General features: G+C 30.2%; 24 protein-coding genes. 2 read left to right on the top strand and 22 right to left on the bottom strand.

All coding sequences use genetic code 11. From position 1 onward, the window contains the following. Positions 1 to 167: 167 nt before the first annotated feature. The 4 genes from ABNT22_RS12125 to ABNT22_RS12110 form a co-directional block, all read right to left on the bottom strand. Positions 168 to 1,673: a cryptochrome/photolyase family protein gene (locus tag ABNT22_RS12125; RefSeq protein WP_348718439.1), complete on the bottom strand. Its 1,506-nt coding sequence runs from the start codon at positions 1,671 to 1,673 to the stop codon at positions 168 to 170. Continuing rightward, entirely contained in the window at positions 1,674 to 2,978 is a 1,305-nt protein-coding gene (locus tag ABNT22_RS12120) for a DASH family cryptochrome (protein WP_348718441.1), read from the bottom strand. It lies immediately after the preceding gene. Beyond that, positions 2,954 to 3,100, bottom strand: a complete 147-nt coding sequence (locus ABNT22_RS12115) for a DUF2256 domain-containing protein (RefSeq protein WP_348718443.1) — start codon at positions 3,098 to 3,100, stop codon at positions 2,954 to 2,956. The genes ABNT22_RS12120 and ABNT22_RS12115 overlap by 25 nt, the downstream gene beginning before the upstream one ends. Positions 3,101 to 3,286: 186 nt before the next feature. Continuing rightward, positions 3,287 to 4,114 (bottom strand): hypothetical protein, encoded by an 828-nt coding sequence (locus ABNT22_RS12110; protein WP_348718444.1) that lies wholly within the window; start codon positions 4,112 to 4,114, stop codon positions 3,287 to 3,289. 435 nt (positions 4,115 to 4,549) lie between these two features. Between ABNT22_RS12110 and ABNT22_RS12105 the strand changes: the two genes are divergently transcribed. Next, positions 4,550 to 5,428: an AraC family transcriptional regulator gene (locus ABNT22_RS12105; protein ID WP_348718445.1), complete on the top strand. Its 879-nt coding sequence runs from the start codon at positions 4,550 to 4,552 to the stop codon at positions 5,426 to 5,428. A gap of 94 nt (positions 5,429 to 5,522) precedes the next feature. Further along, the gene (locus ABNT22_RS12100) at positions 5,523 to 6,050 is read left to right on the top strand and encodes a hypothetical protein (RefSeq protein ID WP_348718447.1); all 528 of its coding nucleotides are present in this window, start codon (positions 5,523 to 5,525) and stop codon (positions 6,048 to 6,050) included. Between the two features lie 101 nt (positions 6,051 to 6,151). On the opposite strand, the gene ABNT22_RS12095 is transcribed toward ABNT22_RS12100, so the two are convergent. The 18 genes from ABNT22_RS12095 to ABNT22_RS12010 all read right to left on the bottom strand — a co-directional run bounded on the left by ABNT22_RS12095 (position 6,152) and on the right by ABNT22_RS12010 (position 26,272). Further along, positions 6,152 to 8,221 (bottom strand): DUF4114 domain-containing protein, encoded by a 2,070-nt coding sequence (locus tag ABNT22_RS12095; RefSeq protein WP_348718448.1) that lies wholly within the window; start codon positions 8,219 to 8,221, stop codon positions 6,152 to 6,154. A gap of 179 nt (positions 8,222 to 8,400) precedes the next feature. After that, positions 8,401 to 9,720, bottom strand: a complete 1,320-nt coding sequence (locus ABNT22_RS12090) for a glycosyltransferase (RefSeq protein ID WP_348718449.1) — start codon at positions 9,718 to 9,720, stop codon at positions 8,401 to 8,403. Continuing rightward, positions 9,720 to 11,093 carry a hypothetical protein gene (locus ABNT22_RS12085; protein ID WP_348718450.1) on the bottom strand — a complete coding sequence of 458 codons (1,374 nt, stop codon included), beginning with the start codon at positions 11,091 to 11,093 and terminating at the stop codon, positions 9,720 to 9,722. The genes ABNT22_RS12090 and ABNT22_RS12085 overlap by 1 nt, the downstream gene beginning before the upstream one ends. A gap of 26 nt (positions 11,094 to 11,119) precedes the next feature. Beyond that, the gene (locus ABNT22_RS12080) at positions 11,120 to 12,487 is read right to left on the bottom strand and encodes a nucleotide sugar dehydrogenase (protein ID WP_348718451.1); all 1,368 of its coding nucleotides are present in this window, start codon (positions 12,485 to 12,487) and stop codon (positions 11,120 to 11,122) included. Between the two features lie 191 nt (positions 12,488 to 12,678). After that, on the bottom strand, positions 12,679 to 13,698 hold the full coding sequence (locus ABNT22_RS12075) for an HlyD family efflux transporter periplasmic adaptor subunit (protein WP_348718453.1): 1,020 nt from the start codon (positions 13,696 to 13,698) through the stop codon (positions 12,679 to 12,681). Beyond that, on the bottom strand, positions 13,695 to 15,221 hold the full coding sequence (locus tag ABNT22_RS12070; protein ID WP_348721686.1) for a hypothetical protein: 1,527 nt from the start codon (positions 15,219 to 15,221) through the stop codon (positions 13,695 to 13,697). The genes ABNT22_RS12075 and ABNT22_RS12070 overlap by 4 nt, the downstream gene beginning before the upstream one ends. Before the next feature lie 88 nt (positions 15,222 to 15,309). Beyond that, positions 15,310 to 16,026, bottom strand: a complete 717-nt coding sequence (locus tag ABNT22_RS12065) for a LytTR family DNA-binding domain-containing protein (protein ID WP_348718456.1) — start codon at positions 16,024 to 16,026, stop codon at positions 15,310 to 15,312. A 12-nt stretch (positions 16,027 to 16,038) separates the two neighbouring features. Beyond that, a complete protein-coding gene (locus ABNT22_RS12060) occupies positions 16,039 to 16,359 on the bottom strand; it encodes an Hpt domain-containing protein (RefSeq protein ID WP_348718457.1) in 321 nt (106 codons plus the stop codon). A 1-nt stretch (position 16,360) separates the two neighbouring features. Then, on the bottom strand, positions 16,361 to 17,554 hold the full coding sequence (locus ABNT22_RS12055; protein WP_348718459.1) for a sensor histidine kinase: 1,194 nt from the start codon (positions 17,552 to 17,554) through the stop codon (positions 16,361 to 16,363). Further along, positions 17,551 to 18,090: a heme NO-binding domain-containing protein gene (locus tag ABNT22_RS12050; protein WP_348718460.1), complete on the bottom strand. Its 540-nt coding sequence runs from the start codon at positions 18,088 to 18,090 to the stop codon at positions 17,551 to 17,553. The genes ABNT22_RS12055 and ABNT22_RS12050 overlap by 4 nt, the downstream gene beginning before the upstream one ends. Positions 18,091 to 18,096: 6 nt before the next feature. Beyond that, complete coding sequence (locus ABNT22_RS12045) at positions 18,097 to 18,498, bottom strand: response regulator (protein WP_348718461.1); 402 nt, start codon at positions 18,496 to 18,498, stop codon at positions 18,097 to 18,099. A 184-nt stretch (positions 18,499 to 18,682) separates the two neighbouring features. Further along, positions 18,683 to 20,314, bottom strand: coding sequence for a serine hydrolase domain-containing protein (locus ABNT22_RS12040; RefSeq protein WP_348718463.1), 1,632 nt, complete (start codon positions 20,312 to 20,314; stop codon positions 18,683 to 18,685). Positions 20,315 to 20,420: 106 nt separating this feature from the next. Next, positions 20,421 to 20,969, bottom strand: coding sequence for a helix-turn-helix transcriptional regulator (locus ABNT22_RS12035; RefSeq protein WP_348718464.1), 549 nt, complete (start codon positions 20,967 to 20,969; stop codon positions 20,421 to 20,423). Between the two features lie 17 nt (positions 20,970 to 20,986). Further along, positions 20,987 to 21,763 carry a LytTR family DNA-binding domain-containing protein gene (locus tag ABNT22_RS12030; protein WP_348718465.1) on the bottom strand — a complete coding sequence of 259 codons (777 nt, stop codon included), beginning with the start codon at positions 21,761 to 21,763 and terminating at the stop codon, positions 20,987 to 20,989. Then, entirely contained in the window at positions 21,763 to 22,812 is a 1,050-nt protein-coding gene (locus ABNT22_RS12025; RefSeq protein ID WP_348718466.1) for a sensor histidine kinase, read from the bottom strand. Before ABNT22_RS12025 ends, ABNT22_RS12030 begins: the two co-directional genes overlap by 1 nt. 60 nt (positions 22,813 to 22,872) lie before the next feature. Next, positions 22,873 to 23,619, bottom strand: coding sequence for a hypothetical protein (locus tag ABNT22_RS12020; protein ID WP_348718468.1), 747 nt, complete (start codon positions 23,617 to 23,619; stop codon positions 22,873 to 22,875). 124 nt (positions 23,620 to 23,743) lie between these two features. After that, complete coding sequence (locus ABNT22_RS12015; protein WP_348718469.1) at positions 23,744 to 25,066, bottom strand: amidohydrolase family protein; 1,323 nt, start codon at positions 25,064 to 25,066, stop codon at positions 23,744 to 23,746. 84 nt (positions 25,067 to 25,150) lie between these two features. Further along, positions 25,151 to 26,272 carry a helix-turn-helix domain-containing protein gene (locus ABNT22_RS12010; protein WP_348718471.1) on the bottom strand — a complete coding sequence of 374 codons (1,122 nt, stop codon included), beginning with the start codon at positions 26,270 to 26,272 and terminating at the stop codon, positions 25,151 to 25,153. Between the last annotated feature and the right edge of the window lie 146 nt (positions 26,273 to 26,418).

The raw sequence follows: 26,418 nt of genomic DNA, 5'->3' as shown, positions 1-26,418 counted from the left end.
AAAATTACTTTTTGTGTTTTATACAAAATGAGTTTAAAACAAGTATTGAAACAAATCAAAAAAAGTTTGTAAGTAGTATACCAAAGAGAGATAATTTAAACTATACTTTGATTAAATAAAACAGGATTGATTAGAGAACAAAATTACCACTTCATGAATTGAGATTATTATAATAAATTCAGTTGTTCACTTTTTGTTGAATTTCCTAGGTTATTTAAAAAAGTAAGAGCATTTTCAAAATGTTCAATACGTTTGTCTACATCCATTTTCTCTAAATTGTTAAGTAGCATTCGAAGTCGTGGATTTTTAGAAAAGAATGAGCTGTTTTTATCCAGAAACCTCCAAAAAAGACCATCCCAAATTTTTTGCCAGTCTCCAGATGGATAATCACTCATCTTCTTTATATAATTGCTACTACTTATATAAGGCTTGGTAGACATTAAACCACCATCTGAAAATAAACCCATTCCATATACATTTGGAACCATAACCCAATCATAACTGTCAATAAAGAACTCCATAAACCACTGGTAAACTTCATCAGGATTAAATTCACATAGCAACATAAAATTTCCAAGAATCATTAGTCGTTCTATATGATGAGCGTATCCAGTCTTTATAATTTTTTTGATGGTGTTGTCTATCGGTATTATTCCTGTAGTTCCATTATAAAACTCTTTTGGAATTTTACGAGAATGATTCCAGAAGTTTTTAGTTCGTTCTTCAGACCCTTTCACTTCATAAACACCTCTAATAAATTCACGCCAACCAAGGATTTGTCTTATAAACCCTTCCAATGAATTGATAGGAATATTGTTATTCTTAGCATAGGTAATAGTAGTATTAACTACATGTTTTGGCGTTAGCAAACCGGTATTTATAAGAGGAGATAGTATACTGTGGTTAAGAAAATGCTTGTCTTTTACTATCGCATCTTCATAATCCCCAAATTCATTAAACCTTGTTTTCAAAAAGTTTAACAACCAATTTTCGGCTTCTGAGAAAGTATTAGGATAAAGCTGCTTTTCAGTTAACTCTCCTAGGTTACTCGAAAAATGACTTTCTATATAGTCTATGGCTTCTTGATAATAAGTATTACTTTCAGGGAAAATAATTTTAGGAGGTTTTTTATGTTTAGGGTATTTCTTTCGGTTTTCTATATCATAGGTCCATTTGCCTCCGTCTGGTTTTCCTTCGGTAATGAGAATGTTTCTCTGAAGACGTTGTGCTTTATAAAACGATGTTTGATAAAACTTCTTTTTAGAGGTTTTAAAAAAGGATGATAATTGATTTTTTGTATTTAAAAATGAAGGATTGTCGTATATCTTAATTTCTACGTGAGCTTCAAAACTTCTGATTTGCTGTTCGAGCCAATTATCGGTAGGGTCATAGAGGTGAATTTTTTCTATTCCCTCATGTATTAATTGTGGTATTAAAGTTTTAATATTACAGAGAGCTTGGTGAGTTTCAATATAGATAACATCAAAACCCATTTGTAATAAGAAGTTCTCATAAAATTTCATAGATGCTCTATGAAAAGCTAGTTTTTGTTTATGAAAATTATACTGTTTAAAGAATAGGTATTCTTCAATCAGGTAAATTGTGTTTTCTTTATTTAGTAGCTCAATATCTTTAAATAGTTGATGAGGAAATAGTATGGTAGCTTCTTTCATTTAAAATAAGTTGTGTTGTAACCAAGTGCTTCTGTATTTACCGGTAGCGTCGTACCGTTGTGACTGTAACTGAACGTTAAATTTTCTATTTCTTGGATCATTTCCCACTCCTGAAACATATTGCCAATTTCCATAGTTGCTATGCACATCAAAATCGATTAGTAAACTTTCAAAATATGCAGCACCAATTCTCCAATCTAAGAGGAGATCTTTGGCAAAAAAAGAAGCTACATTTTGTCTACCTCTATTACTCATCCATCCGGTTAGTTTTAGCTCTATCATGTTAGCATTTACAAATTGGTTGGAAGTTTTACCATCAATCCATGATCGAATTAAATGTGCGTCTCTTTTCCAATTATAATTTAGCTGTTTTATTCCTGTAAGTTTGAACAGATTGTTTTGATGTTTTAGAGATAAAAATTTAAAATAATCCCGCCAAATAAGTTCAAAGATCATCCAGTAGGTAGATTGATTTTTACCGTGTTCTTGTTCGTATTTTTTTACTTGCCAATAAATAGTTCTTACAGAGAGAGAGCCATTTGCTAACCAAGGAGAGAATTTTGAGCTATAATCAATACCTAATAAACCATTTCTCGTTTTTTTGTAGAAACTTAACTTCCTGGAAATAAAAAAATAATGGTTTAAGCGTTTATAAGCATTGGTTTCTCCTCCCTGAAAAGGAAATGCAGTATTTGTGTTAAGCTCAAAATCTTGAAAGCCTAAATCTTTTAGGGTTGGTATTGGAGTATCAACTTTAATAAAATTAGAGTCTGCCTTTGATGTAATAGATAACGTATTGTAAACTTTTGCGTTTTTCTCTATTTCTTTTCTGAAGTTGGTAAAGATTTCAGGAATATCATTAATTTGAAAGGGAATCGATTCAGGACGAAATAAGAACTGATCATAATAACTATTCACTGCCGTTTTTTTTGGTAATTTTTGAGTTATAGCCTTAATAGTATTTAGTTCTTCTTGGGTAAATTCATTTTGAAAGAAAAGTACATCTGCATTGTGTTGACAACAAAATTGAGGTATAATTTTTTCTGGTAAAGAGAAAAAGGTAAAAAGAGAAATGTTTAGTTTTAGAAGATTTTTAGATAAGTCTTTCACAGTTTCTAGTAAGAATTTGGCTCTAAATTTTTCAATTTTTTTAAATCCAAATTGAGTTTTATTGAAATCAGATTTATTAAAACAATAAACTCCAATAACATTTTCATATTTAGCACAAGCTTCATATAAAGGTTTATTATCTTCTATTCTCAAGTTATTGGTAAACCAAACTACCGCTGTTTTTTTGATCTGCATCTTTTACTACAATATTTAACGTGGTCCCAATTCAGTTTCCATTTTTTTCTCCATGTAAATGGTCTACCACAACATTCGCAAATTTTTGATGGTAAATACTGTTTTTTAAAGGATTGAGCCATATATACAAAGATAAATATTTTTGTTTAATGTTTCGCTTATTTCGTTAAACAAAAATAAAATTCATGTTAAATTATAGCATAGTAGTATAATCAAAATAGTTAGAGAGAATTAGATAATATGGTTTATTTGAACTAATATAATTTCTTCAAGACTTATGATTTTTTTTGCGGAATTAATGAGGTGTATTATAAATGTATGATTATTGGTAACTCGGGTCTTAAATCAAAAGATTTATTTTGTATACCATTGTCAAAATAGAGTTCCATGAGGTGTTCTTTACCATTTTCAGTACTGATTTTTTCAATGTTATTTATGGTTTTAATAGTTTTGGAATCTGAATTTAAACCGTTTGAAGTTATGTGGATTTTTGTAACCTTTTGAGCTCCATTTGGGTGTTTATAAAACGTTCTTACAAAGCTATATTCTTCTGGAATATTTTTTAAGTCGTCCATAGTTTGAAATACATCCGATTCAATTTCTGGATAGACAATAAAAATAGAAGGTTCCTTAAGATTTATCTTAGAATTTTTAGCGGCATAGATACTAGCATTTTCTTTCATCCAATTTTGGTGATACGCAACAATATTAAATGGAACCTTGTCTAAATCATAATCTTTTATTTTTAGGGCCAAACCGAAAGGAGATGCCCCGTTCGTTGTATGATTGGCTCTTTCATAAAAGTCCATTAAGTGATTAATTTTATTGTTTTTATCAAATTCTTCTTGATTATACGGAAAAATTAACTCTAAGTAACTGTTTAAGAAATAAAAGTATTTCCCAGTAGTTCCTTGTCCTACATGGACAGTAGAAAGCGAATCAGGAACAGCGTAAAAACCAATTTCTTCTAATTTTTGTTTAGCTTTTTCAGGACGGTCAACCCAAATATTAAAATGATCGAGTTTAATGTCTGGTGAAGAATGTTGTAGGATAGGTTTAGGGTTAGGTTCAGATGTGCGTTCTTTTTTACAAGAACTCAATCCAAATATTATTATAATTATGTAAATATATTTCATTCTATTATATGCAAGTTATTGATTGAATTTTAGATTAAAAAGGAATGATAAAGTTAAAAAAAATGTCATGTCATTGGATAGTGAAAATCATTTAATAGTGTTTTGTACAGTTTTAAGCCCGTAATAATGAACCCATTTAATTTAGAAAAAACATACAATCAAAACGTAAATTTAATAAGGTTTGTAAATACTCATGTTGTTGCGTTATAAAAAATACAGCAAAGTGTGACTCAAAAAAGTATGAATTAAGAATAGTAGATCAATAAAAGTTCTTAGTTCACTTGAATATTTATAACTCAATTTATGGTTTTGTACCTAATAAACGGCTTTTTGTACATACTAATTACATAGTGATATTGATACCTTTGTTAAACTAAAAATGTATTTTATAGACATATAACCATTTTGGTTTTTATCTCGATTTAAAAATAGATTATGGGTAAAAAAGAGTTTAAAGATGTTCCAATTAGAACAATCGATCATATTCTTAATGAAGAAGTTTCAAAGTTTGAAATAGAACAATTAACAGGTGCTATTTTTGAAAATCAAATTGTTGTAGCTCCTCATAGACATAACTTTTATCATATTATGTTTATTAAGAAAGGAGTAGGGGAGCATTCAATAGATTTTAAAACTTATAAAATTAAACCTAATTGCATGTTTTTTGTTTCTCCAGGGCAAATTCATTCATTAAAAACAAGCCGTGATACTGAAGGTTATGTTATTTCTTTTGATTCGGCATTTTATCATTTGAATGATAATTTTCAAAAATTATTAGACTATCCTTTTTTTCACTCGATGAATAATACTCCTATGTTACAGTTAGGAGAGAAAGATGAAAAAATAGCTGTAGCTTGGGATGAGCTTTTCGAGGAACATAAATCTAAGGCAAAGGACAATTTATTAAGAGCATTGTTTGAAGTCTTACTAATACGTGTTGCAAGAGTTTATGAAGAACCTATAACATCTAATAATCACATTTATCTCACCTATCAACTAAGAAAGTTGGAAACCTTGATTGATACTTATTATAAAACTCATAGAAAATTAGAAGATTATGCTAAATTAATGCATATCTCTTCTAAACATTTGAACAGTTTATGTAAAAAATCTCTGAACAAAACAGTTATGAATTTAATTCATGAGCGCATATTAATAGAAGCCAAACGCTTATTACTTTTCACTAAAAATACTGTGACAGAAATTGCACATGAATTAGGTTTTACGGATACTTCTTATTTTATGCGTTTCTTCAAAAAACACACTTCTTTTACTGCAGAAATGTATCGAAATAATTTTGCTATAAAGGGATAAATATCCCTAAATGTCCAACTTTTGTCCATAAACAATGTTCTATACACGTTATACTTTTGAATAAGTATTCAGTTTATAACTAAAAGATAAAATTATGAAACAGACAAAATTGGATCATTGCATAGAGGGAATTTCTAATATTTGGGGACCATTAAATTCTAATTTGGTAAAGCAGAGCAAAGAGTTAATAGAAAACCTTATTAAAAATAGTGCAACAGAAGATTGGGTGGATGACATGTTAAAGAATCAACTCTCTTTTAAAGAGATTTATAGAAGTAAGGAGCATGGATTTGTTTTAATGGGACATTTAGAACAAGAAGGAGATATAAGTCCTCCTCATGATCATGGAGCTGGTTGGGTAATTTACGCCGTATTACAAGGTTCGTCAAAAATGGGATTGTTTAATCGTGTGTTTTTTCCTGATGGCACTATGGATGTGGTGCAAAAGGAAGCTACTATTTTAAAAGCAGGAGAATGTCGTGTTTATTTACCAGGTGATATTCACAATACGCAAACTTTAAAAGACAATACTGTGATGTTAAGATTAACGAGTTGTGACTTTTTTAAAGAAGTAGAAGAAGGAAGATTGATACGTTATTTAGATAATGTAACCACATGGTAAAGCTATGGGAAAAGTGAGTCTTATTCATTGATGAGGTTGAAAAGTAAAAAGCCTTACTAGAAAAACTAGTAAGGCTTTTTTACTTTTAAATTCCCTTGGTTTTAATTTCCTATTTGATTTAAAGTAGAAGTGTCGATTGCATTTGGATTTGAAGGTGTAATTTCAAAAATTGCATCATTAAAATCGTTATCTCCATTGGGTACACTAATATCTTCAAAAGCGATTACAATTGAACTACATGTTGAATCATAGAAAATAATACTTTGTTGACGTCCACTTAAGTTATAATCAATATCTGAATGTTGTGTATAGTACCCGTCTGTAATACTTCCATTTCTCCATCCGTTAGCAATTAAGAAGAAACTAACAACAGTACCTGGTTCAAAAGTTCCTAATAAACGCATGGTGTTTCCTCTTACCAATTCTCCACCAGATCTTTCAGCAGAAGCATTTGGAAAAATGACAATTTTATCAACTTGATCTGGGCTTGTAGGTTTGTTTCCTTCTTCATAGGTATAATATCCTAGTACGTTTTTATAACCAGCTCCTTCATCTATGAATGTTAAATTTAATTCAGTTTCTTCTTGAATAACTAAAGTTTTTACTGGATTTGTAAAATACTCTGGGTGTGCCGTCATAGCATTTTGACGCTCAGGTAACACATTGTTATAAATGTTTGGTAGTAATGTGCTACAAATAACTTTATCGTCTTCCATTCCATCTGGCTTACCATTGTTATTATAGGTAGTTACTGTTTTGTACTCATCTTTGGTACGTTTTCTTAGAATTTTAAATCCACCGCCACCTTTGGCAACGAATACCCATTCTCCATCTGCAATGATATAATTTGCAGAAGCTCCTTCTTCAGCCATGTCCCAATAAAAGATGGGTTCAATATTTCCGCCTCCACTAGTTGGATGTGGTGAAATTGAAATTCCGTCAGAACCATTTGCTGTATATACATAGTCAATATCAGATGTTACTCCATTTGTATTTCCTACCACTAACATAGTTCCTTTAGATTCATTGGTTATGGTACCGTTATTTACGTCTACCAAGGCTAGTCCTTCTTTTCCTTTTGCAATATATACTTTGTCTTGATCTACTGGAGAGAATTCCATTGTTGATTTACCTCTGTAAGTTTCTACTACATTTTGGTGAAAAATAGATCCAATATCATAACTAGAGGTTTCTAAACTGTTTTTTACATTATCAACCTTGATACTCGCGTTATCTCCTGTTACTAAGCTTACTACTTTAGAACCTACACTTGTACCGTTTACAGCAACATATTTTGCGTCACTATAGCTTTCAGAATCTACTGGTTCAAGAGTGTTTTTATTAAGTTGAACAGTTCCACCATGAGTTTTTCCTGAGGTTATATATAAATAATCATCTGTAACTGCAATTCCATTTGCAGAAGCCGATACCCCTGATCCTTCTAAAATGTTGGATAAGTTTTTACGTCTGTAGGTTTCTGTAAAAAAACCATTGCTGGCTTCTAATTCAAATAATTGTGCTCCATTTTTTGCATCAGACATTGCCAACCATACTTTTAGTGAAGATGATCCGCTTGTGAAACCAGAAGTAACGGCATTTATATCGGAATTTAAGAAAGTGGCTTGTGTAATAATTTCTGGAAAATTGGCATTGTTTAAGTCTATAATTTCTACAGCACCTAAATGTACATCTCCTTGTTTATGATAACTTACATATGCTTTATTGTCGTCTAATGTAATATGAGTAGCACTTAACGTTTGTCCACTTACAACTAAAGGAGCTACTTCAGCAACATGCTCCCAGTAATACATTTCCTGTGTTCCGTTGACTCCCGAATTACCTCTTGCATTGATACCGGTAACTAACGGTGTAATGGTTGCAGTTCTGTTAACGTAGGTTATTCTACTTGAAAGTTGACCACTATTATTATTTACTTTAAAAGGCTTCTCTTCAACAACCGTATCTGGAGTATCGATAACATCTGAAATTTCTTTTTCGGAAGTAGAACTACAGTTATAGAATATTCCTATTAAAATTAGAGGAACTAGTTTTAATCTTTTAAAACTTATTTGTTTAATTTTTGATACCAAAAGTATCATCGCAACGAAAAATAGAGCTTGTATTATCATAATAACTTTCTTTATGTTTTGAATTGTTTTTGGAGTTTTCATACTGTTTGATTTTAGGTTGATTACTTTCTTTACTTGTTATTCACATTTTTGTGAAACCTCAGATAGCACTTAGGAAATCTATAGAAGGATTGGTTTTTTCAGTGAAATTAATAGGAAAGTAAAGCTGTTTAATGCCTATTTCGTTGAAATGTAATTTATTGTCGGTAAAGTGTTGGTTTTTATAAACCAGCTCTTTTAGCTTGTATAGAAGATTTATACGGATTCCAAGGATCATCAAAAGAACGTTTGAAGAAAAACTCTTTATAATATGCAACGGTTCTTATGATTCTTAAATAAGTCCCGGTATATAAAGTCATTAATGATACATATGGCCATAAGTATAGTTCTTCTTTTCTTCTTTCAGAAAAAATATACATGCTAAACATTTGTACATATGACATGACAAAATACAAGGTGAAATTCATCGGAATCACAAATTTTAGCTGACTTGTATAATTCACTATAATATCAATAATGTATATCCACCATAAAATGTCTAAGACTACATTATAGAAAACATTTTCAGTTAAAGAAAAGAAATTTAGCCAGTTAAAGTTTGCATTTGGGAAGTACACGTCTTTGTGTTTTCGAACTCTAAATCTAATAATTGATTTGTCCCAGCGCAAGCGCTGTTTGGTTAATACTTTAAATTTAGAAGGAGCATTCGTTAAACAAATAGCTTTGGGTTGAAAGTAGATTTTATAACCAGATTTTCTAATTTTTACGGTAATGTCTCCGTCTAGTCCAGGTCCAATATCCCATCCACCAATACTATCAATCACATCTTTTCTAAAGGCACCAAAGGCTCCTGAAATAATTTTATATATTCCAAGGTATGAAGTAACTATTCTACCAACAGAAACTGTTTTTAGGTATTCAATTGCCTGAAATTTTGCACAAAGGCTGTCTCTATAATTACGCACTTTTACATTGCCGCCAACAGCACCTATTTTATCATCTAAGAAAAATGGAATTAATACTTGTTCAATAGCGTCTGAATCAAAAGAACAATCGGCATCTAAATGAACGATATATTTACCTTTGCTATAGCGCAAAGCTAAATTGGCGGCAGAAGCTTTTCCACCACGCATTTCGTTTCTTATAAACATATCTATAAGTCCTAGTTTTTCTAGATTTTTACCAATAATAGGAGTGTCATCATCTGAACCATCATCAACAATAATCAATTCAAAATTCTTAAAGGTTTGTTCGGCTAGAGATTTGGTAAGTTTATATAAATGTTTTCCTTCATTTTTTCCTGGAATTATTACAGAAACAAAAGGGTTTTCAGTAAAAAGTTTTTGTCTAGCTTCTTTAAATTTTTGATTTCTACTTTTTTGAGTTAACGAAAAAATGAAGGCAATTACATAATCGATTATAATATAGCGGGTGAATTCGAAAATAACAAAATACCAAAACACTCTTAAGAATTTGTTGAATCCAACAACAAACCAGTAGTTAACGTATTCTGGTAATAAGTTATGTATGCTTAATATCATTAGATTAGGTATTCATGAATTGCTTTTTCTGTGGTTATTTTTTCGTAATGAATTTCAATTTCATTGCAAGCCTCTTGCATGTTGTCACTTAGTAATTTATTAAGGTTGTACTGAATGTTTTTCAATCGAGTAAGTTGATGCTCCTTTGTTTCAGGAAGCAGTAAGTAATGACAATCATAACTTTTTGAAGCTAACATATCTGCATCTTTTAAGTAGGACTTTATGATGTTGTGAATTTCCTTGGTAAGTTCATTTTTAACATCTGAATTTAGGAGTTGCAATCGCTTATTTTTTACATTAATTGTTACCATATAACTAGAACAATCTGTTGTTTTTATTCGTTGAATTTCTTGTTTTAAGAGAATTTTAAATAGCGGTAAACTGAGGTTTCCAATAGCATCCGAAACTTTATTTTCTGTATTTTTTTGAAGTTTTAAAACTTCATTTTCTCCTTTTTGAGTTAATGAGTAATTACCTATAGTTTTTTCTAGTAGCTCATCTAGCTCATGTTCTGTTGAGCAATCAATGCATAAACCTTTCATGCTGCTATTTTGAAATTCATGATTGCAAGTATTGCAAGAGTAAATAGTTGATGGCTTGTCGTAATCTATTCCTATATGACGTAAACGTTTATCACATTTAGGACATTCTAATCCATCATCTATTTTAAAATCTTTTTCAGGAGCAACATGAGCACAAACAAAATGGTGAACCATATCGTGTGCTTTGATATCAATAGAATCGCATTTCGGACAACATTCTCTGAAGTTGATGTAGCTACCTGAACAACTTTTACAAAGGTGTACAAGATCTTGAAGCGTAAAAGAAAGGAGCTTTTCTTGTACTAACTTTTCAAAAGTCTTTAATAAAGATATCATTTCATGCTCTTTAAAAAGTAAAGAGATAAATGGAAATTCATATCCTATTAAACTATGTCTTGAGGTAATTGGGGTAATAACCAAATTTCTTGTGTAACTATAGGCTAAAACTTTATAGTTTAAGAATTCTTCGTGAGTAGCTTTTTGTGGAATTTGAAGCTTATTTATTTTTTTTGAAATGGTTGCAATTCGTTGAACATATGAACCTATTAAGTCGATTGCTACGGGTCCATCTGTATGAATTTCTACGTTTTTAGGTAACTTATGAATAGCACTAACAAATATTGGAAGTAAAGCAATTTTCAAATCATTGTTGGTTCTTATTTGATAAATGATGTCTTTAGCAAAAGCTACTGATTCCGTATCAATAATAAATCCGTCAAGGTATTCTAGCTGCTCATTTTTAAGCTCGTTGGCGTGAGCCACAATGAGCAACGAGTATCCCTCAATATGAATCTTTCTAGAATTATTATTATATTTTACTAAATTCAACATTGCCCTAATTTTTTGTTATTGTGTAATTATAAAGACATATAAATATCTTTTGGAAAACGCTCTTTTTTATTTCCTTTAATATCGAAAATAAGGGTGTTAGTATTACCGTTTTTTAAATGATCATAGTAAGCCAAGTCTTTATATTCTTCATGATCTACTGCTAATATGATTGCATCAAATTCTTCAGTAGTATCGCTTACCATTTCTAATCCGTAACGTCTTTTTACTTCTTTAGGATTGGCCATACAATCTTGTACTACAACACTATAACCTCTTCTTTCTAATTCTACACATAATTCTGCTGCTTTTGAGTTTCTAATGTCGTTTACATTTTCTTTAAAAGTGATTCCTTTTACTAAAACAGAAGTCTTCTTTTTTAAGAATCTTTTAGAGTATAACTTTCTTTCTAGTTGTAATACGATATGATTGATCATTCCTTCGTTTACTTCTCTTACTTGCTCCAATAATTTAGGAGTATATCTATTTTCCTTTGCTTTTTCAATTAAATAATATGGATCTACACCAATACAATGTCCTCCAACTAGGCCAGGATAGTAATTGTGGAAGTTCCATTTAGTTCCTGCAGCGGCTAGTACATCTTTGGTATTAACGTCTAAAACTCCAAAAATTTGAGAAAGCTCATTCATTAATCCAATGTTTACATCACGTTGAATGTTTTCAACTACTTTAGCAGACTCAGCAACTTTAATGGCTGGAGCTTTATGAACTCCTGCTTCAACTACAGATTCATAAACTTTAGCAACTAAATCTAAAGTTTCTTCATTGCTACCAGAAACAATCTTCTTAATTTTTGTGAAGGTATGTTGAGTATCTCCTGGATTAATTCTCTCAGGAGAGTAACCAACAGTGAAATCTTCGTTAAACTTTAATCGAGAAATGCGTTCTAAAATAGGTACACAAACTTCTTCTGTACATCCAGGAAATACTGTTGATTCAAATACTACACAGTCTCCCTTTTTTAAATGTTTAGCAATCGTTGCAGTAGCAGATTTTAAAGGAGTTAAATTAGGCTTCTTTAACTCGTTTATTGGAGTAGGAACCGCAACAATGTAAAACTTCGCGTCTTTTAAAATATTTTCGTCTACAGTAAAAGCGATGTCTTTATTTTCGAACTCAGCACTGCTAAGCTCATTACAAGGATCTTTATGTTGCATTAATTGCATTATTTTTTCTGAATTTACATCGAACCCGATTACTTTAAATTTAGCAGCCATGTGAACAGCTAATGGTAATCCTACATATCCTAATCCTACTACAGCAATATTCTCTTTTTTACTTTTTAAATTATTGAATAACTGATTTTTCTTGTATGCTAATTTTGGAAACTTATTTGTTTTTAAATTATCTTTTTTAAATTTTCTAACGGTACTCATAACGCATCGGTTTAGGGTTATACTTTTATTATATCTCTAAATTAGGAAGTAATGCTAGTTTTCTTTCGTTTTATTAGTCGTCTAACAAGTCAATAAAGATGAATGGTAGTTTTTACTAGATAAACGGATTTTAGCATAAAAAAAGCCCTAAACATAGTACTTAGGGCTTATTTGAATAGAGTAAATTTGATCTAATATTTAGGAACTTTGACTTTTAAATTCAATTTATAATAGGTACCCCATGCTGGAATTTCATCCTTGTTCATTGGAGTTATTTCAGCTAAAATATTTCGTTCAGTAGGTTCGTATTTCTTTTGAAATTCGGTAGGTGCTTTGTAGGTAGAAATATATAGTCTGTTTATGATTCCTTTAGATAAACTTTTATCTGGAAACTCCACATATACCATATTACCTTCTTTAACCTTTGCAATGTCTTTCAAGTTAAAGTAAGCTTTAATAAAAACTTTCTCTTCATTGTGAATAGTCATTACATTTTCTGTTTTGTAACAAGACTCCTCACTATTTTTTAAAATTTGACCAATAACTCCTTTAATAGGTGAAATGTAGGTGTTTTGGTAGTTATTATTACCTCCATAAGAAGTGTTTGAATTGTTTGCTATTTGCTTCTTTTGTAATGATAATAGATATATTTCACTTTGTAAGAGTTTTATTTTCGATTGTAACTGTAGTTTTTGCATGACAATTTCATCCAGTTTTGTTTTAGTATACACATCAAGTAATACTAATTTGGTAACCTGTTGTTCTCTTTCAATAAGAATTGCTAATTGTTCTTTCAAGTGTTTTAGTTGGATACCTTTTAAGTATAAATCTCTTAAAATTTCTTGTAAGTTATCGTTGATTCGCTCTTTTTTATCAAAGTTTTTAAGCACAATGGAAGCATCGCTATCAAAATCATTTTGAAAATAGTTGAATAAAGAATCTCCTATTTCAACTATTTGCCCTTCATTTATAAAAATTTCTTTGACGCGAATATCATTGGTAAAGTTAACATCAACTTTTTCCATTAACATTTGTCCGTTTCCGTAAATCCACTTTGTTTTTTTATAGGCAAAACTAACTAGCCAAAAGAATAAGCCGATGAGAATCAAAAAATAAATGATTCGATCAAAGTTGAGCTTCTTCTTTTTTATCTTAGGCTCTTTTAAGGTTCTAATAACAGCCTTTCCTTTTGTGTATGTAAATTTTTTCATAAGGCTAATTGTTTAAGTTCTTTATTAATTACTTGTTCTATAGTTTTTATGTATGCCTTGTTTACAATTTTAAAGGCTATTTTTTTACTCCTTAAATACAATTGAATCTCTGTATCTTGTTTTAATACATGAATATAAAATTGTTGTTGTGTCTTTATAAACTCATATTGAAAATCAAGATTGTGTTGATCGCTTTGAGTAAAGAGTATAGGTTGTTGTTGATTATTTTCTTCAAAAGAATACGGAACTAAAATCTCGTGTAAATTTTCTTTTGGATACAATTCAAAAAGTTGTGCTAATGCAGTACATAATTGCCGTCTTAATTGAATACAGTTTTCTAAAATTTTAAATTTCTCTTCTGTAAGCTCTAGAATAAGTAGCCCCGTTTTAAAGTTATCATATTCTTCTTTTAACAATTCAAAAACACGAATACGTTCTTCAACTACCTTCCAGTTTTTATATTGGTTTTGTAAATCTTTGATAATTTCATTGTAAGAATTCATATGTGTAATGAGTCTGTTGTATTGTCCTACATTTTTATTTCGTTCTTGAGCGGCTAATAGTTGAAGCTTTGTTTTTACAATTTGTTGTCTTTTATTAAAACGTATGGGAGCTTTAAAACGAATTCCTACAGCGGGGAAATATTGATTTCTTGTTAAAGAATGATTGAAGTTTTGATTTATATAGAACGATAAGTTTAAGTCATTAATTGCCCTATGGTTTAGCTTAATATTTTCTTGTAAAAAGTCATTATTATACGCTTGTGCAGATAAGTACATACTATCAATGCGTATTTTAAAAATAGGAAGCTTCTCAATAAGAAGAGCATTGTTAGAAATGCTATCCTTTAAAAGTGTATTTTTCTTTTGTATATGGATAAGTTGATTCTTTAATATATGAATTTGATTACCAACTTCAATAAGACGCTCTCTTTTTATAAGGCTCTGTACATATAACTTATTCAGAAAATCAAAATAATTATTTTCAAAGTTTAAGAAGGAATTGAATAACAGAAGTGCTTCTTTATTGGCAATATAACTGTAGTCTATTCTAAACTGACGTCTCCAAAGTTGTTTTTTAACACGATTATTTTGAAGTTTTAAATGTTCGGCTTCATTTAGTTTTTGAAGTGCTTTGGTACGGTTATGTGTAAAACCGTTTTTTAAAATGTTCCATTCTAATTCGGTTCTAAATCTAAATTTATTAAAAGAATTTTGCTCTTCATCAAAAGCATCTCTAAAGTTGTAGTTGGTACTTGCTTTGAAAACTAAACCAATATCTTGTAAGAATTGTTTAGATTCTAATTCTTTTAGCTTGATTTTATAATCATTCACTAAACTTTTTTTCTTTATATAAAAGTTAAAAGGAAATTCAGCTAGGTAATTAGTAGCTGGAAATTGCTGTTCTTTTGAAGTTTTTTGGTGCAGTTCATCTGCATATCTAAGCAAGGTGTCAGATACTTGTGCCTGAAGGCATCCAACTAAAAACAGCTGAAAAATAATATGTCTTGTTAACAATTTCACAAGTCTAAAGTAGCTTGTATAAAGCCTTTAGACCGTGTTTAATCGTTTAATGGAGTTGTTATTAAAGACGAATGGAGTTTAAACAACGTTAAAGTAAATTTAGACGCTTTATTAATTCACCTTTATTAGCCCTACTCACAGGAATAATGTCTTGTTTTATCAGCACACTGTTGTCTTCAATATCCACAATTTTCTGCGTATTGATAATATAAGAGCGATGTACTTTTAGGAAAGTTGTTTTAGGTAACTTTTCTTCAACCTTTTTTAAAGTAGAGTGTACAATATGGTTCTGCGATTCTGTTTTAATACGAACATAATCACCTTTTGCTTCAATTACATAAATATCTGGGATATTAATTTTGACCAATCTTCTATCTATATTCACATATAAATCGTTGTTTGTACTTTCAGCGCTAGTAGTAGTATTTTCAGTACTACCGTTTAAACTCACTTTCTCTAGTTTTGTAAGGGCTTTTTGAAAACGTTCTTTGGTAATTGGCTTAACTAAATAGTCTACTACACAATCATATTCAAAAGCATCTAAGGCAAAATTTTTGTCAGATGTTGTGAGCACAATTTGTGGTGGATGTTTAAGGGTTTTGATAAAGTCAAACCCAGAAAAAGTTGGCATGTGAATATCTAAGAATATCACATCAATATTACTTTCTGTATTTAAAAATTTAATGGCATCAATAGCATTAGAAAATTCTTCGATAACCTCTAGTTCGTTGAATTCAGCGCATAGTTTATTTATAATTAATCTTGCAGTTGAATCGTCGTCAATAATCAAACATCTTTTTTTCATAGTTCCTGGGGGTTAATAAGTTGTTGTTAAAAAGTCACTAATTGCGTTTAAAACAGCTTCGAATTTTTTTTGTAAATCAAAATTCTGTGTTTTGATATCTTCTTCAAAATCAGAAGCTAACTTAGTCTCTTCCTCTAGTCCTAAAATAGTAAATTTATGCTTTACTTTATGCACAAGTTGTGCTAAATCTTCATATTTTTTTTCTTCTAGTAACTGAAAGTAGGTTCTTTTCTCTTCAGGAAATTCTTTTTGAATAACCGCTAACAGCTGTTGTTCAAAAGCTTTATCCCCGTCTGCTAATTCTTGTATGTATGTTAAATTAGGTTGTACCATCTTATTTAGGCAATGTAAAATGAAAGGCTGTTCCTTTACCATATTCAGATTCTAACCAAATTCTTCCGTCATAAATTGCTAAAATCTTCTTTACAATTGACAAACCAACTCCTGTAGAATTTTGCCTGTCATCTAAGGTTTGAAAAATATCAAAAATCTTTCGATGATATTTTTTTTCAATTCCAATTCCGTTATCTTTTATACTAAATTTCCATTTTTTACTCATCTCTTCACAATCAATTTCAATAAGTCCCTTTTCTGGTTTACTGTATTTTACTGCATTACTAATGAGATTTTGAAATAATTGATGCAATCGAAACTTATCTCCATTGATAACAGGTAGTTCTTCAGAAACTTTTACCTCAATATGTTCAGGAATATGAATAGTGTCAATAATTTCTTGAACTACTACGGCTAAATCAGTTTTCTGTTTTTTTGCATCAACTTTATCTACACTTGCATATTTTAAAATTCCACTAATAAGATGATCCATCTTATCTATCTTTCGAAACAAATGATCAAAGTTTTGTTTAATTTCTTTATTCGCAAATTCTTCACAATCTTCTTTTAACCAAGTCACAAGAGCATTCATACTACGTAAAGGTGATTTTAAGTCATGCGATACTACATGTGCAAAATCTTTTAATTCTTTATTACTAATGGTTAAGCTCTTAAGCAATTCCTCTCGTTCTTTTTGAACCTCTAGTTCATCAGAAATATCTCTAATAATACCTTGTGCAAAAGTGGGATTATGATCATCATCATATACAATACTAGAGTTAATTTCTATCCATTTTAACTCACGTTTTTTATTATAAACTCGAGCCTTGAAATTTTTAAAACTTCCTTCTTTCAATAATTTTCTAAAGGATTGCATGGCATACTCATAATCTTCTTTATGAAGAGTAGATAATACATTGAAAGAGTTTTCATCAATATCGTAGCCAAAAAACTCAATAGAAGCATTATTCATTTTTAAAACATTTCCATACAAATCCATTAAGATATATGGGTCTACAATAGTTTCAAAGAGACTTTCTAACTCTATTTCTTTTGCATTTAAAACCTTGGAAAGGTTTTGGTTGGTTTGATAGAGCTCTAAAGATTTTTCTTCCAGAATTCTTTCTGCTGCCTTCCGAGCCAATCGTTCGCGTTTTAAAGCTTTTTCTAAAATCTCAATTTTTTGTTGACTCATTCTTTTACGATTTGAAACTTAACAATGGTTCCGTCTTCTTTTAGCAGTTGGTAGTTTATAGTTGCTTTCTGATTGTAATGTTCAAAGGTTTTTTCCATGAGTCCATGGGCAAATGCATACATGGCTCTCGAAGAATGATAAGTCATTGTCAAAGTATTGTCTGAAGTTTTTGCAACTTCAAAATATGGTAACTCAGCATCTGGATACAGTTTTCTTACTGCTACATGAATATGAGCATCAATAGATTCTAATAATTCTAAAGGCGTTTTGTAGTTTTTTAAAATGTTACCATAATTTTGAACTAATACGTCAAAAAAATGTAATCCATATACTTTTAGTAAATCGTTGGGAGAAATTTTAGTTAAGTTACTGAGGTTGGTTAAAAGAGAAACCATTTCGGTAAACTTATAGGTTTCTACAGCAGTATAGACTCCTTTAGACTCCAAGTCTGAATCACTAATGATTTGTTCAACAGTTTCTATACCAAATTTATCTTCAACAAGTTCCAAAAATTCAGTAAATACAATACCTTTCATACATTATTATATTAATAAATTATTTACGTTCCAATACGCCAATAATTTGGTTATTGTTTGTTTGTAATCATCGTATCTAAGGGGCTTTATCAAGTACCCTGAAATACCAATTTCGAAACATTTTTTTACATCGTCTTGGTTATCAGAACTTGATAATACAACTATGGGTATGTATTTTAAACGCTCATTTTTGCGTAAAATACTTAAGAACTCGATACCGTTCATTTTAGGCATATTCAAATCTAAAACAATCAGTTGAGGTAGTTTTTCTTCAATTTTTTGAAGTGCTTCCTCACCGTTCTCAGCTTGTGTTATAGTTGTTGTATATTCACTCTGCTTACAAATTCGATTGAACTTTAATCTTTCAATCTCATCGTCATCAATAAATAATATGTGTAGGTTTTCCATTTTAAAAATAAATATATCAATTTAAAATTCATATTATTTTGGGAAATAATTTTTTTGTTTAGTTAAAATGGTAATTACTATCGATGAATGGTTGTTTTTCTTCGGTGAATGGTAAAATACTTTTCTATAATAATGTTTAATAAACTAAACTCTTGTTAAAAAAAGTCTGCTAACAGAAAATAAATTAGTTTTTTTTGATAAACTGCATATTCCTTACACGTCCATTGCTAATTTGAAGTGCTTCTATTTGCTGATTTTTGTTTCTTTTAAATTCAATACAACTAAAAGGCCAACGAGATTCATAAATATCGGTATATAATTTTTTCAATTTGATTTTTCCATGTTTTTTATGATACAGATATAGCATTTGTTCTTCTATACTAATTTGAAAACTAGTCTCTATTTCTTTACTATAGTAGGTTCCAACATAAATTTTTGAATCAATATTCTTAATTTTTGAAGGAAGGTGTCGCAGGAAAACTTGTGTTGGTTCATCGTTTACCTTCACAAACATTTTATCTTCTTTAAAAGTAACTATTACATCAGCTGCTACATCTTGCATTCTGAAAGTATTTCTATTAATAGGTGTTAAATTACTTTTTTGTGAATTGGTTCTTACAAATTTTAGTGTATTATTTTCTAAGTTGATCGTTCTACCATACTTTTCAATATCATTCCAATATACATCCTGATAATTCAGTAGGAGGTTATTTGGTACATTGATAGTACTAGTAGCTTTCATAGATACTATTTTTTGTAAGGTTTCTTCTTCTTTTTTATTGAAAACTATTTCACCGATTTGATTTATTTTATTCAAAATATCACCTTTAGTAAAGTTGGATAGTATGGCTATTTGTAAATAATCATTTGGGTATGACCTAATAATACTTCTAAATCCACCGATAGCACCACCATGTTGAATTATTTTTTTATTTAAATGTGTTTCAACTCGCAATCCATAAGCATATATGGGGTTCGATTTGGACGTAGTTAATAGTTCTTGAAACACTTTTTTTGTGTTACTAAAGTTTTGTAGCCAAATGACTAAATCTTCAGCAGTAGAGTATAGGTTTCCAGAACCTACATATCCCCAATAAGGAAGTGCTTTTTTAAAGGGAGAAATTCCTTTGTAAGAGGTAGCTTTGTTAAAAACAATGCTATCTAAAGATTTACTTATATAGGAATGTTTCATATTAAACTTTTTAAAAATCTCTTGCTGCAGCCAGTTTTCAAAAGATTCATTTGTAATATTTTCAATAATGTTAACCAAAAGCATATAGCCCATATTTGAATATGAAAACTCCGTATTTGGTGGGAAATTTACATCTCTTAGGTTTGGTAGTAGATTATTTAGGTCTTTGTTTGTAATTATATCATTTCTCCAACCTGCTAAAGCAAAAAAACCATGTATATCGCGTAATCCACTAGTATGTAGAAGTAGTTGTTCTATGGTAATATCATAAGGAAAATTAGAAAGCTCTGGAATATATTTTTTGATATTGTCTTTTACGGAAAGTTTGTTTTGCTCTTGAAGTAACACTATTACCATGGCAGTAAATTGTTTTGCAATAGAACCAGTATTAAAAATGGTTTGTGTAGTATTAGGTCGATTGTATTCTATACTAGCAAGTCCGTAAGCCTTTGAAAAAATGAGTTTGTTACTTTGTGAAATAGCAATACTACCTCCAGGATGGTTTTTAGCATTCCATTGATTAAATAAACTATCTATTTGATATAATTGTTGATTACTTATTTGCCCGAAAAGGACTGATGTGATTATAAATAAGGATGCTGTTAAGAATAAATTTCTGCTCATTTTTTTAAATTAATTTCAGAGGCAAAACTCTGATAATCTATAGAAAAAAAAGGACGACAGAACACGCCAAAAAGCCGACAATTATGCGTAAATACTGAAGTTTTGATTAAAAGAGATAGAAATTAAACTTAAAGTATAATTGTTGGTTTTTATTAAGAGAAACGGTGTTTCTTAGAATAATAAAAAGATTACTAAGTATAATGAGAAGCATAAAAGCTTGCGAAAATTGAATCCACCAAAAATCCATATCAAATAAGAAGTTTATCATATTGCTAATAATGAAAAATAAAATCATTCCAATTGCATAAAGTGTTTGTATGGTGGTTATATTCTTACTTAAGAGAGAATGTTCTTTTTTTATCAATCGGATAATTAAAGGAACCATAAAGTTTAAAGGTGGAAGAAATACAAATAGTAAAGAAGAAAGGTTAATAATAGTTATAAGTACTGGGGTATTAATTTTAGAGGTTTCAGCAGTTTCTAATAGCTCTTTTTCTTCTATTTCTAAAGCAGTAGCTAATGCTTTTAAGGTATAGCCTTTTGGAGTAGCACCTGCTTCTATACGTTGTATGGTTCTTACAGAAATATTAGCTTTTTTGGCCAATTCTTCTTGTGTTAAATGTTGTTGCTCTCTGTGTATAGTTAGTTTCACCATTTTTATAGATCAATAATTTATACTCCCATCCAACTATTAAAAGCAGCTGTGGTAGTTTGGCTTGTTTTTAATATGGTTTCTTGTTCTTTTAATTGAATTGCTACCGTATTTTTGGTATAGCGATTAATACGCTCAACATACTGTTTATTTACTAATTCTCCTCGATTTATTTTAAAAAACACATCTGGGTCTAAGAATTCCTGGATAGTAATGAGCGAATTCTGATTTAGTAAATGTTTTTTGTTAGCATTATCAAAAGCTAATAGTACTCCTTCTTCAGATTTGATATATTTAATATCGATTGTTTTTAGGAAGTAAATACCACTAGTAGATTTTACCGATATAAATTCTTTATAGATTTTTGTAGGGGGAGCTTTTTGTTGAAAATAAGTGTCTAGTTGTTTAAAAATTGCTAATTGATTTTGCTGTAGATTTTCTTTTAAATTATTGAATTTGCTCCAAGCTTTTTCAAAACGTTCAAATGAATATGGTTTTAACAAGTATTCAATTCCATTTGTTTCAAAGGCATTCATCCAAAAGTTGTTATAGGCAGTAGTAAATATAATAGGAGTTCGCACAATAAGATTGCTATACACATCAAATACGTTTCCATCTCTTAATTCTATATCAGAAAAAATAAGGTCAATCTCAGTATTCGTTTTTAAAAAAGCTAAAGTCTCGTCTACTGTTTCAATTTCAGCAACAATGGTATAGGGAACATCTAAGTTGTTTAAATAACTCAATAATTTTTTTCTAGCAGGAGCTTCGTCTTCAACAATAACTATTCTAATCATTAGGCTACAGTTTTAATAAGAGGTAGGGTAACAGTAAAAGTATCTAAAGTTTCAAAAATTACTATGTTTTGTTCACTTAGTAATAAAAATTGTTCATTTAAGTTTTTTAAGGCTACACCATTTCCTTTTTTCTTTCTATTTAAAGCAATTTTATTATTGCTAATTTGTATTCCATCTTTATAACTCATATGAATTGCTACTGGTTTTTCTTTGGTGCCTAAGTTGTGCAAAATGGCATTTTCTATCAGTATTTGTAAACAAAAAGGAGGTACAATGGTCGGTAGTTTTCTAATAGTATCATCAATATGTAGTTGATAGTAACCTTGATACTTTTCATCCATCAATTTAAAGTAGTTCTCAGTAAACAGCAATTCTTCTTGTATTGGAATTAGTTCTTTGTTTGCATTTATAAGAGAGAAACGATATACTTCTGAAAATCGACTTAAAAAGGAAGACGCTTTCATAGCATCTTCAAAAATTAATTGATCTAAGACATTCAAATTATTGAATAAAAAATGGGGATTCAGTTGATTTTGCAATTGTTGAATTTTGCTTTTTGCATCACTAATTTGCAATTCGCTTAATTGTTTTTTATAGGATTTACCATCTTGAAAATAAAGATAAGCTAGAGAAAATCCGCCAAACATTATAAAGTCTAAAGCTTCATTGATATTGTTATTTATAATAAGATAAGATGATCCGTAGTTCTTTTCAATATTGTTAAAGGCATAAGAAATAAGAAGTCCTAATATATTTTGATAGAGCATATAGGCAACGAATCCGAATCCGAAATACAAAAAATAATTTTTTAATAGCGGTGTTTGTATAGGATGTTTTTTTTCTACTTTTCGTTTAATAAAATCGATAAAAAAAAAGATAATAAGTCCACCAAAGAACATCCAAAAAGGCGCATCTGGGTGAAAGTGAAAATTGTCCCAAGAACCATCAGCAACTCTTATTTTGTTTTTAAGACTCAAGAGCCAGCAAAACATAAATAAAAATAAAAAGAAGAATAGGTGCTTACGTATGTATTGAATACTAGTTTTCATAGGCGAGTAAAAATAAACAATTGCAACATACTTTTGGTATGTTACAATTGCTAATTAAGGTTATTTTGTTGGCCAAGAGTTTAAAACATTTCCTTTTTCATCATAAGTTTCTAGTTTTACTTTATTGTTTTCGTCTATACAAAAGAGCGCTCTTGGTTTTCCGTTATCATCAAATAAATACAAACCCTTGTTGTTTACAAAATTACCTAAAGCAACTCTTGGAGTGTGTGTAGACAACAGTCCTTTTTTCTTATATTCTTCATACTTTGCTTTACGAAGTTTCGGATCTTTAATAGCTTTAATTTCATTTTGCAAAGTATTGTTTCCTTGTTGTGTTACATGATCTCCTTGGTCGTTAAAAACTAATAGGTTCGATTTATAGCGTTTTCCGTTAACTTTTTTATCAGTGGAAAGCAATTGCATTACTTGATCTCCATCAAATTGATCGTAGGTTAAAGAAAGTCCAGCAGAGTGCCCTTGTTCGTTTTTAGCACCATCATAAATAAACCCACCGCATTCCATACCGTCTTCGTTAAAAAATAGCATTCCAGCTCTTTTTTTGCGCTTGTGATTTATTCTTCCATTGATGGCATCTCCTTTGGTCGGAAAATGATCAGCATTGGTAATGACCATTTTTACGGTGCCATCTTTTTCAATAATATTAATGCGTTCTACATCAATGGTTCCAAATTTTTGATTGAACGGATTTCCACTTTTAAATGAGTATGATAAAAAAGCTAAAATTCCCAATCCTACAGTCACTGCAAAAGATCTTAAAAATACCAGTTCTCTTTGTTGATTTTTCATAATATATATATGCGTTTGTTTGTTATTTCTGGTATCAAAAGTACTGTCGAAGTCGAGCTTCAAAAACTACTAATTCATGAACTAAGGATATTTTCAAATAAACTAAGGATAATTTCCAATGAATCTATTTTTTTGTTTGATACGATTCTGCTACTTCCAATAAATAAGCATCTAACTTTTTTCTATTCATCCATTTACCTTTAAGCATTACGCCTAAAATGGTTCGAGTATGTTGTATGTTTTCTAAAGGATTTTTGTCTAACAACACTACATCGGCAAGTTTTCCTTCGTTAATGGTTCCGCTTTGAGAGAATGCTTTAAAATATCTAGCGGGTACAACTGTAGCTGTTTTTAAAGTTTCATAAGTGGAAAGTCCAGAATTATGAATTAGTTCAAGTTCATGATGTAGTGAAAAACCAGGAAGAAACAATCCATAAGTATCGCTACCTGCCATTAGAGGAACGCCATTTTGGTGTAGAATTAATGTGAATTTTTGCTGCCATTGCAATTCTTTTGCCAATCGTTTTAAAGAGGTTGGTTCTGTAAACCATGGTAAACTACGGTAGTTAATCTCATCGGAGGTCCAATAATCTAGATAGTTTTTAGGAAGGTATTTCAAATTCGGATTTTGATGTAAAACTTTTGTTTCATCTTTACTAGCATATTTACTAATCATTTCGAAAATACCTAACGTAGGAGATACATAAACACCGCTAGTTTTAACTTGTTGTGCTGCTTGGTTTAATAGGGGAGTAGAAACCAGTACCTTTTTTGGAAAAATATTTAAAAACTCCTCTACATGGGCGATAGATTTCATTCGCAAAGAAAACTCTAAAGGTAAATCACGTTGTCCATGTCCGATAACATCAATTTCGTTTTTCTGGGCAGCCGCTAGTAATTTTACATAAGTTGCTTTCGGAAGATTGTCTGCTAATTTTAAGTAATCGTAGCCTTTGGTAAGATGATGTTGAATGATAGAGTCTACCGAATTTTCATTTCGAAAATCTTTTCGCATTAGATAAGGACCTGCAGTGTAATAATGAGGTGCTAAATAGGTGTTTTTATGAACTTGATTTCGAATAGTTATTTGATCTTGTCCTGGATATTCTGCCATATTTCTTGCGGATGTAATTCCGTTGGCGATTAATAATTTGAATTCATTTTGAATATTGTTTTGTAAGTGATAATGTGTTTCTGCCAATCCTGGCATTAAGTATTTACCGGTAGCAGGAATCACTTGGTCTATCGGAATACTTGCGGGGTGCAAAGCAGATTCGATGCTATGTATTTTTCCATCTTGAATAATGACCCTTTTATTGTGCAGAACGGTGTCTCTATCCATGGGAATTACATGAACATTTTCAAAAGAAAAGGTCTTTGATTGGGTAAAACCTAAGGTGCTAATACATAAAAAAAGAAAGGACAAAAGGCCTGTACGTGTTTGCATGATGTTTGATTTTAATTTTTGGCAAACCTAGGCTATATAAGAGGTACAGGAGTTCGGAATACGAAATAGAACCGAAAATAGAACCTATTTGTACTTAAATTCTTTTGGAGTAAGTCCTGTTTCTTTTTTAAAATTAGTATAAAATGAAGTTTTAGAATTGAATCCACATTCTAAGCCAATAGATAGTAAACTGTACTTGTCAAAACTAGGATCTTTTAACATTGCCTTTACATCTTTGATGCGATAAGAATTTATAAATTCTGAAAAACTTAATCCAGCATTTTCTTTGATTACTTGTAATAGATATCCGCTACTAATACCCAATTGTTCCGCAACACGATCTCTACTTAAACTAGCATCATGATGAATTTTTTCTTGTTCTAATAAAAACAACAGTTTAGAAAAATAGGAGTGTTGATTGGCAAGAGATTTTTCTGATTTAACAACTACTTTTCGTTCTTTGGTTTTAATTGCATATCGATCGTTGGAAAGTTTAAATTGATACAATCCTTGGTATACAAACCAATATAAAAACAGCGAACCTATTGTCCATAAATAAGTAAGAGGTAGTTTTTCTGAAAAGAGAAAACGATGTCCTTCTAAAACAATACCGAAGACTTCTAAAACAGATAAAAACATCCACAGATATAATAACCATTTTTTGCTCGGAATGTCTTTAGAATTTTTTACAAATTGATAAGACAAAATGATCGTAAAAAAGGGAAACAATATAGAGAGCAAACTGATACCTCTATAAAATAATCCAACGTTGCTTTGAATGATTTCTGGAAGCGTATACCAATTGAAAACCCTTGCTAAAGAAATATATATATTACAGCTACTTAATATGATAAAAGGAAGGTAGAGTAGTTGGATGTTTATTGCCTTTTTTAGGGGATTTTGAGAAGATTTATAAAAAAAGATAAGTAAGGTAGTTGGATACAAGAATTGCCAAAGTGCAAGATCGAACCATTGAAGAAGTGTAGGGTCACTTCCGCGATCCCAAAACCAATTATTCATCCCTACTAAAGCAATAATAAATAAGGTATATCCCAGGTAATTATTGGTAGAACTTTTAAAAAATTTCGAAAATAGAATGACCAAGCTGAGTACAAAATAATGTACAATAGCTACTAATGAAACAATTTGTAATAGTGAAATTTCTATAGACAGCAAGTGATACTTCTTATGGTTGTTGTGTTTCAAAGATAGAGAATATCTTTTTTAAGAAGTGTTTCAAAGAAGTTTGAATTTAAATATAAGAAAAAGAAACCCCTACCGATTTGAAGTAGGGGGCAATTTATTTAGTGTTTTACTGAATAAGTGATATGAATTAGAACGAAATACTTCTT

Origin of the sequence: Tenacibaculum sp. 190130A14a (genome assembly GCF_964048965.1) — a bacterium.
Taxonomy (GTDB): Bacteria; Bacteroidota; Bacteroidia; order Flavobacteriales; family Flavobacteriaceae; genus Polaribacter; species Polaribacter polynesiense.
The sequence above is the reverse complement of the archived record's forward strand: the minus strand, read 5'-3'. Positions and strand labels throughout refer to the sequence as shown.

Coding starts and splice junctions, on each gene's coding strand:
- ABNT22_RS12125 (WP_348718439.1), bottom strand. CDS start 1,673: ATGAAAGAAGCTACCATACTATTTCCTCATCAACTATTTAAAGATATT.
- ABNT22_RS12120 (WP_348718441.1), bottom strand. CDS start 2,978: ATGCAGATCAAAAAAACAGCGGTAGTTTGGTTTACCAATAACTTGAGA.
- ABNT22_RS12115 (WP_348718443.1), bottom strand. CDS start 3,100: ATGGCTCAATCCTTTAAAAAACAGTATTTACCATCAAAAATTTGCGAA.
- ABNT22_RS12110 (WP_348718444.1), bottom strand. CDS start 4,114: ATGAAATATATTTACATAATTATAATAATATTTGGATTGAGTTCTTGT.
- ABNT22_RS12105 (WP_348718445.1), top strand. CDS start 4,550: ATGGGTAAAAAAGAGTTTAAAGATGTTCCAATTAGAACAATCGATCAT.
- ABNT22_RS12100 (WP_348718447.1), top strand. CDS start 5,523: ATGAAACAGACAAAATTGGATCATTGCATAGAGGGAATTTCTAATATT.
- ABNT22_RS12095 (WP_348718448.1), bottom strand. CDS start 8,221: ATGAAAACTCCAAAAACAATTCAAAACATAAAGAAAGTTATTATGATA.
- ABNT22_RS12090 (WP_348718449.1), bottom strand. CDS start 9,720: ATGATATTAAGCATACATAACTTATTACCAGAATACGTTAACTACTGG.
- ABNT22_RS12085 (WP_348718450.1), bottom strand. CDS start 11,093: ATGTTGAATTTAGTAAAATATAATAATAATTCTAGAAAGATTCATATT.
- ABNT22_RS12080 (WP_348718451.1), bottom strand. CDS start 12,487: ATGAGTACCGTTAGAAAATTTAAAAAAGATAATTTAAAAACAAATAAG.
- ABNT22_RS12075 (WP_348718453.1), bottom strand. CDS start 13,698: ATGAAAAAATTTACATACACAAAAGGAAAGGCTGTTATTAGAACCTTA.
- ABNT22_RS12065 (WP_348718456.1), bottom strand. CDS start 16,026: ATGAAAAAAAGATGTTTGATTATTGACGACGATTCAACTGCAAGATTA.
- ABNT22_RS12060 (WP_348718457.1), bottom strand. CDS start 16,359: ATGGTACAACCTAATTTAACATACATACAAGAATTAGCAGACGGGGAT.
- ABNT22_RS12055 (WP_348718459.1), bottom strand. CDS start 17,554: ATGAGTCAACAAAAAATTGAGATTTTAGAAAAAGCTTTAAAACGCGAA.
- ABNT22_RS12050 (WP_348718460.1), bottom strand. CDS start 18,090: ATGAAAGGTATTGTATTTACTGAATTTTTGGAACTTGTTGAAGATAAA.
- ABNT22_RS12045 (WP_348718461.1), bottom strand. CDS start 18,498: ATGGAAAACCTACACATATTATTTATTGATGACGATGAGATTGAAAGA.
- ABNT22_RS12040 (WP_348718463.1), bottom strand. CDS start 20,314: ATGAGCAGAAATTTATTCTTAACAGCATCCTTATTTATAATCACATCA.
- ABNT22_RS12035 (WP_348718464.1), bottom strand. CDS start 20,969: ATGGTGAAACTAACTATACACAGAGAGCAACAACATTTAACACAAGAA.
- ABNT22_RS12030 (WP_348718465.1), bottom strand. CDS start 21,763: ATGATTAGAATAGTTATTGTTGAAGACGAAGCTCCTGCTAGAAAAAAA.
- ABNT22_RS12025 (WP_348718466.1), bottom strand. CDS start 22,812: ATGAAAACTAGTATTCAATACATACGTAAGCACCTATTCTTCTTTTTA.
- ABNT22_RS12020 (WP_348718468.1), bottom strand. CDS start 23,619: ATGAAAAATCAACAAAGAGAACTGGTATTTTTAAGATCTTTTGCAGTG.
- ABNT22_RS12015 (WP_348718469.1), bottom strand. CDS start 25,066: ATGCAAACACGTACAGGCCTTTTGTCCTTTCTTTTTTTATGTATTAGC.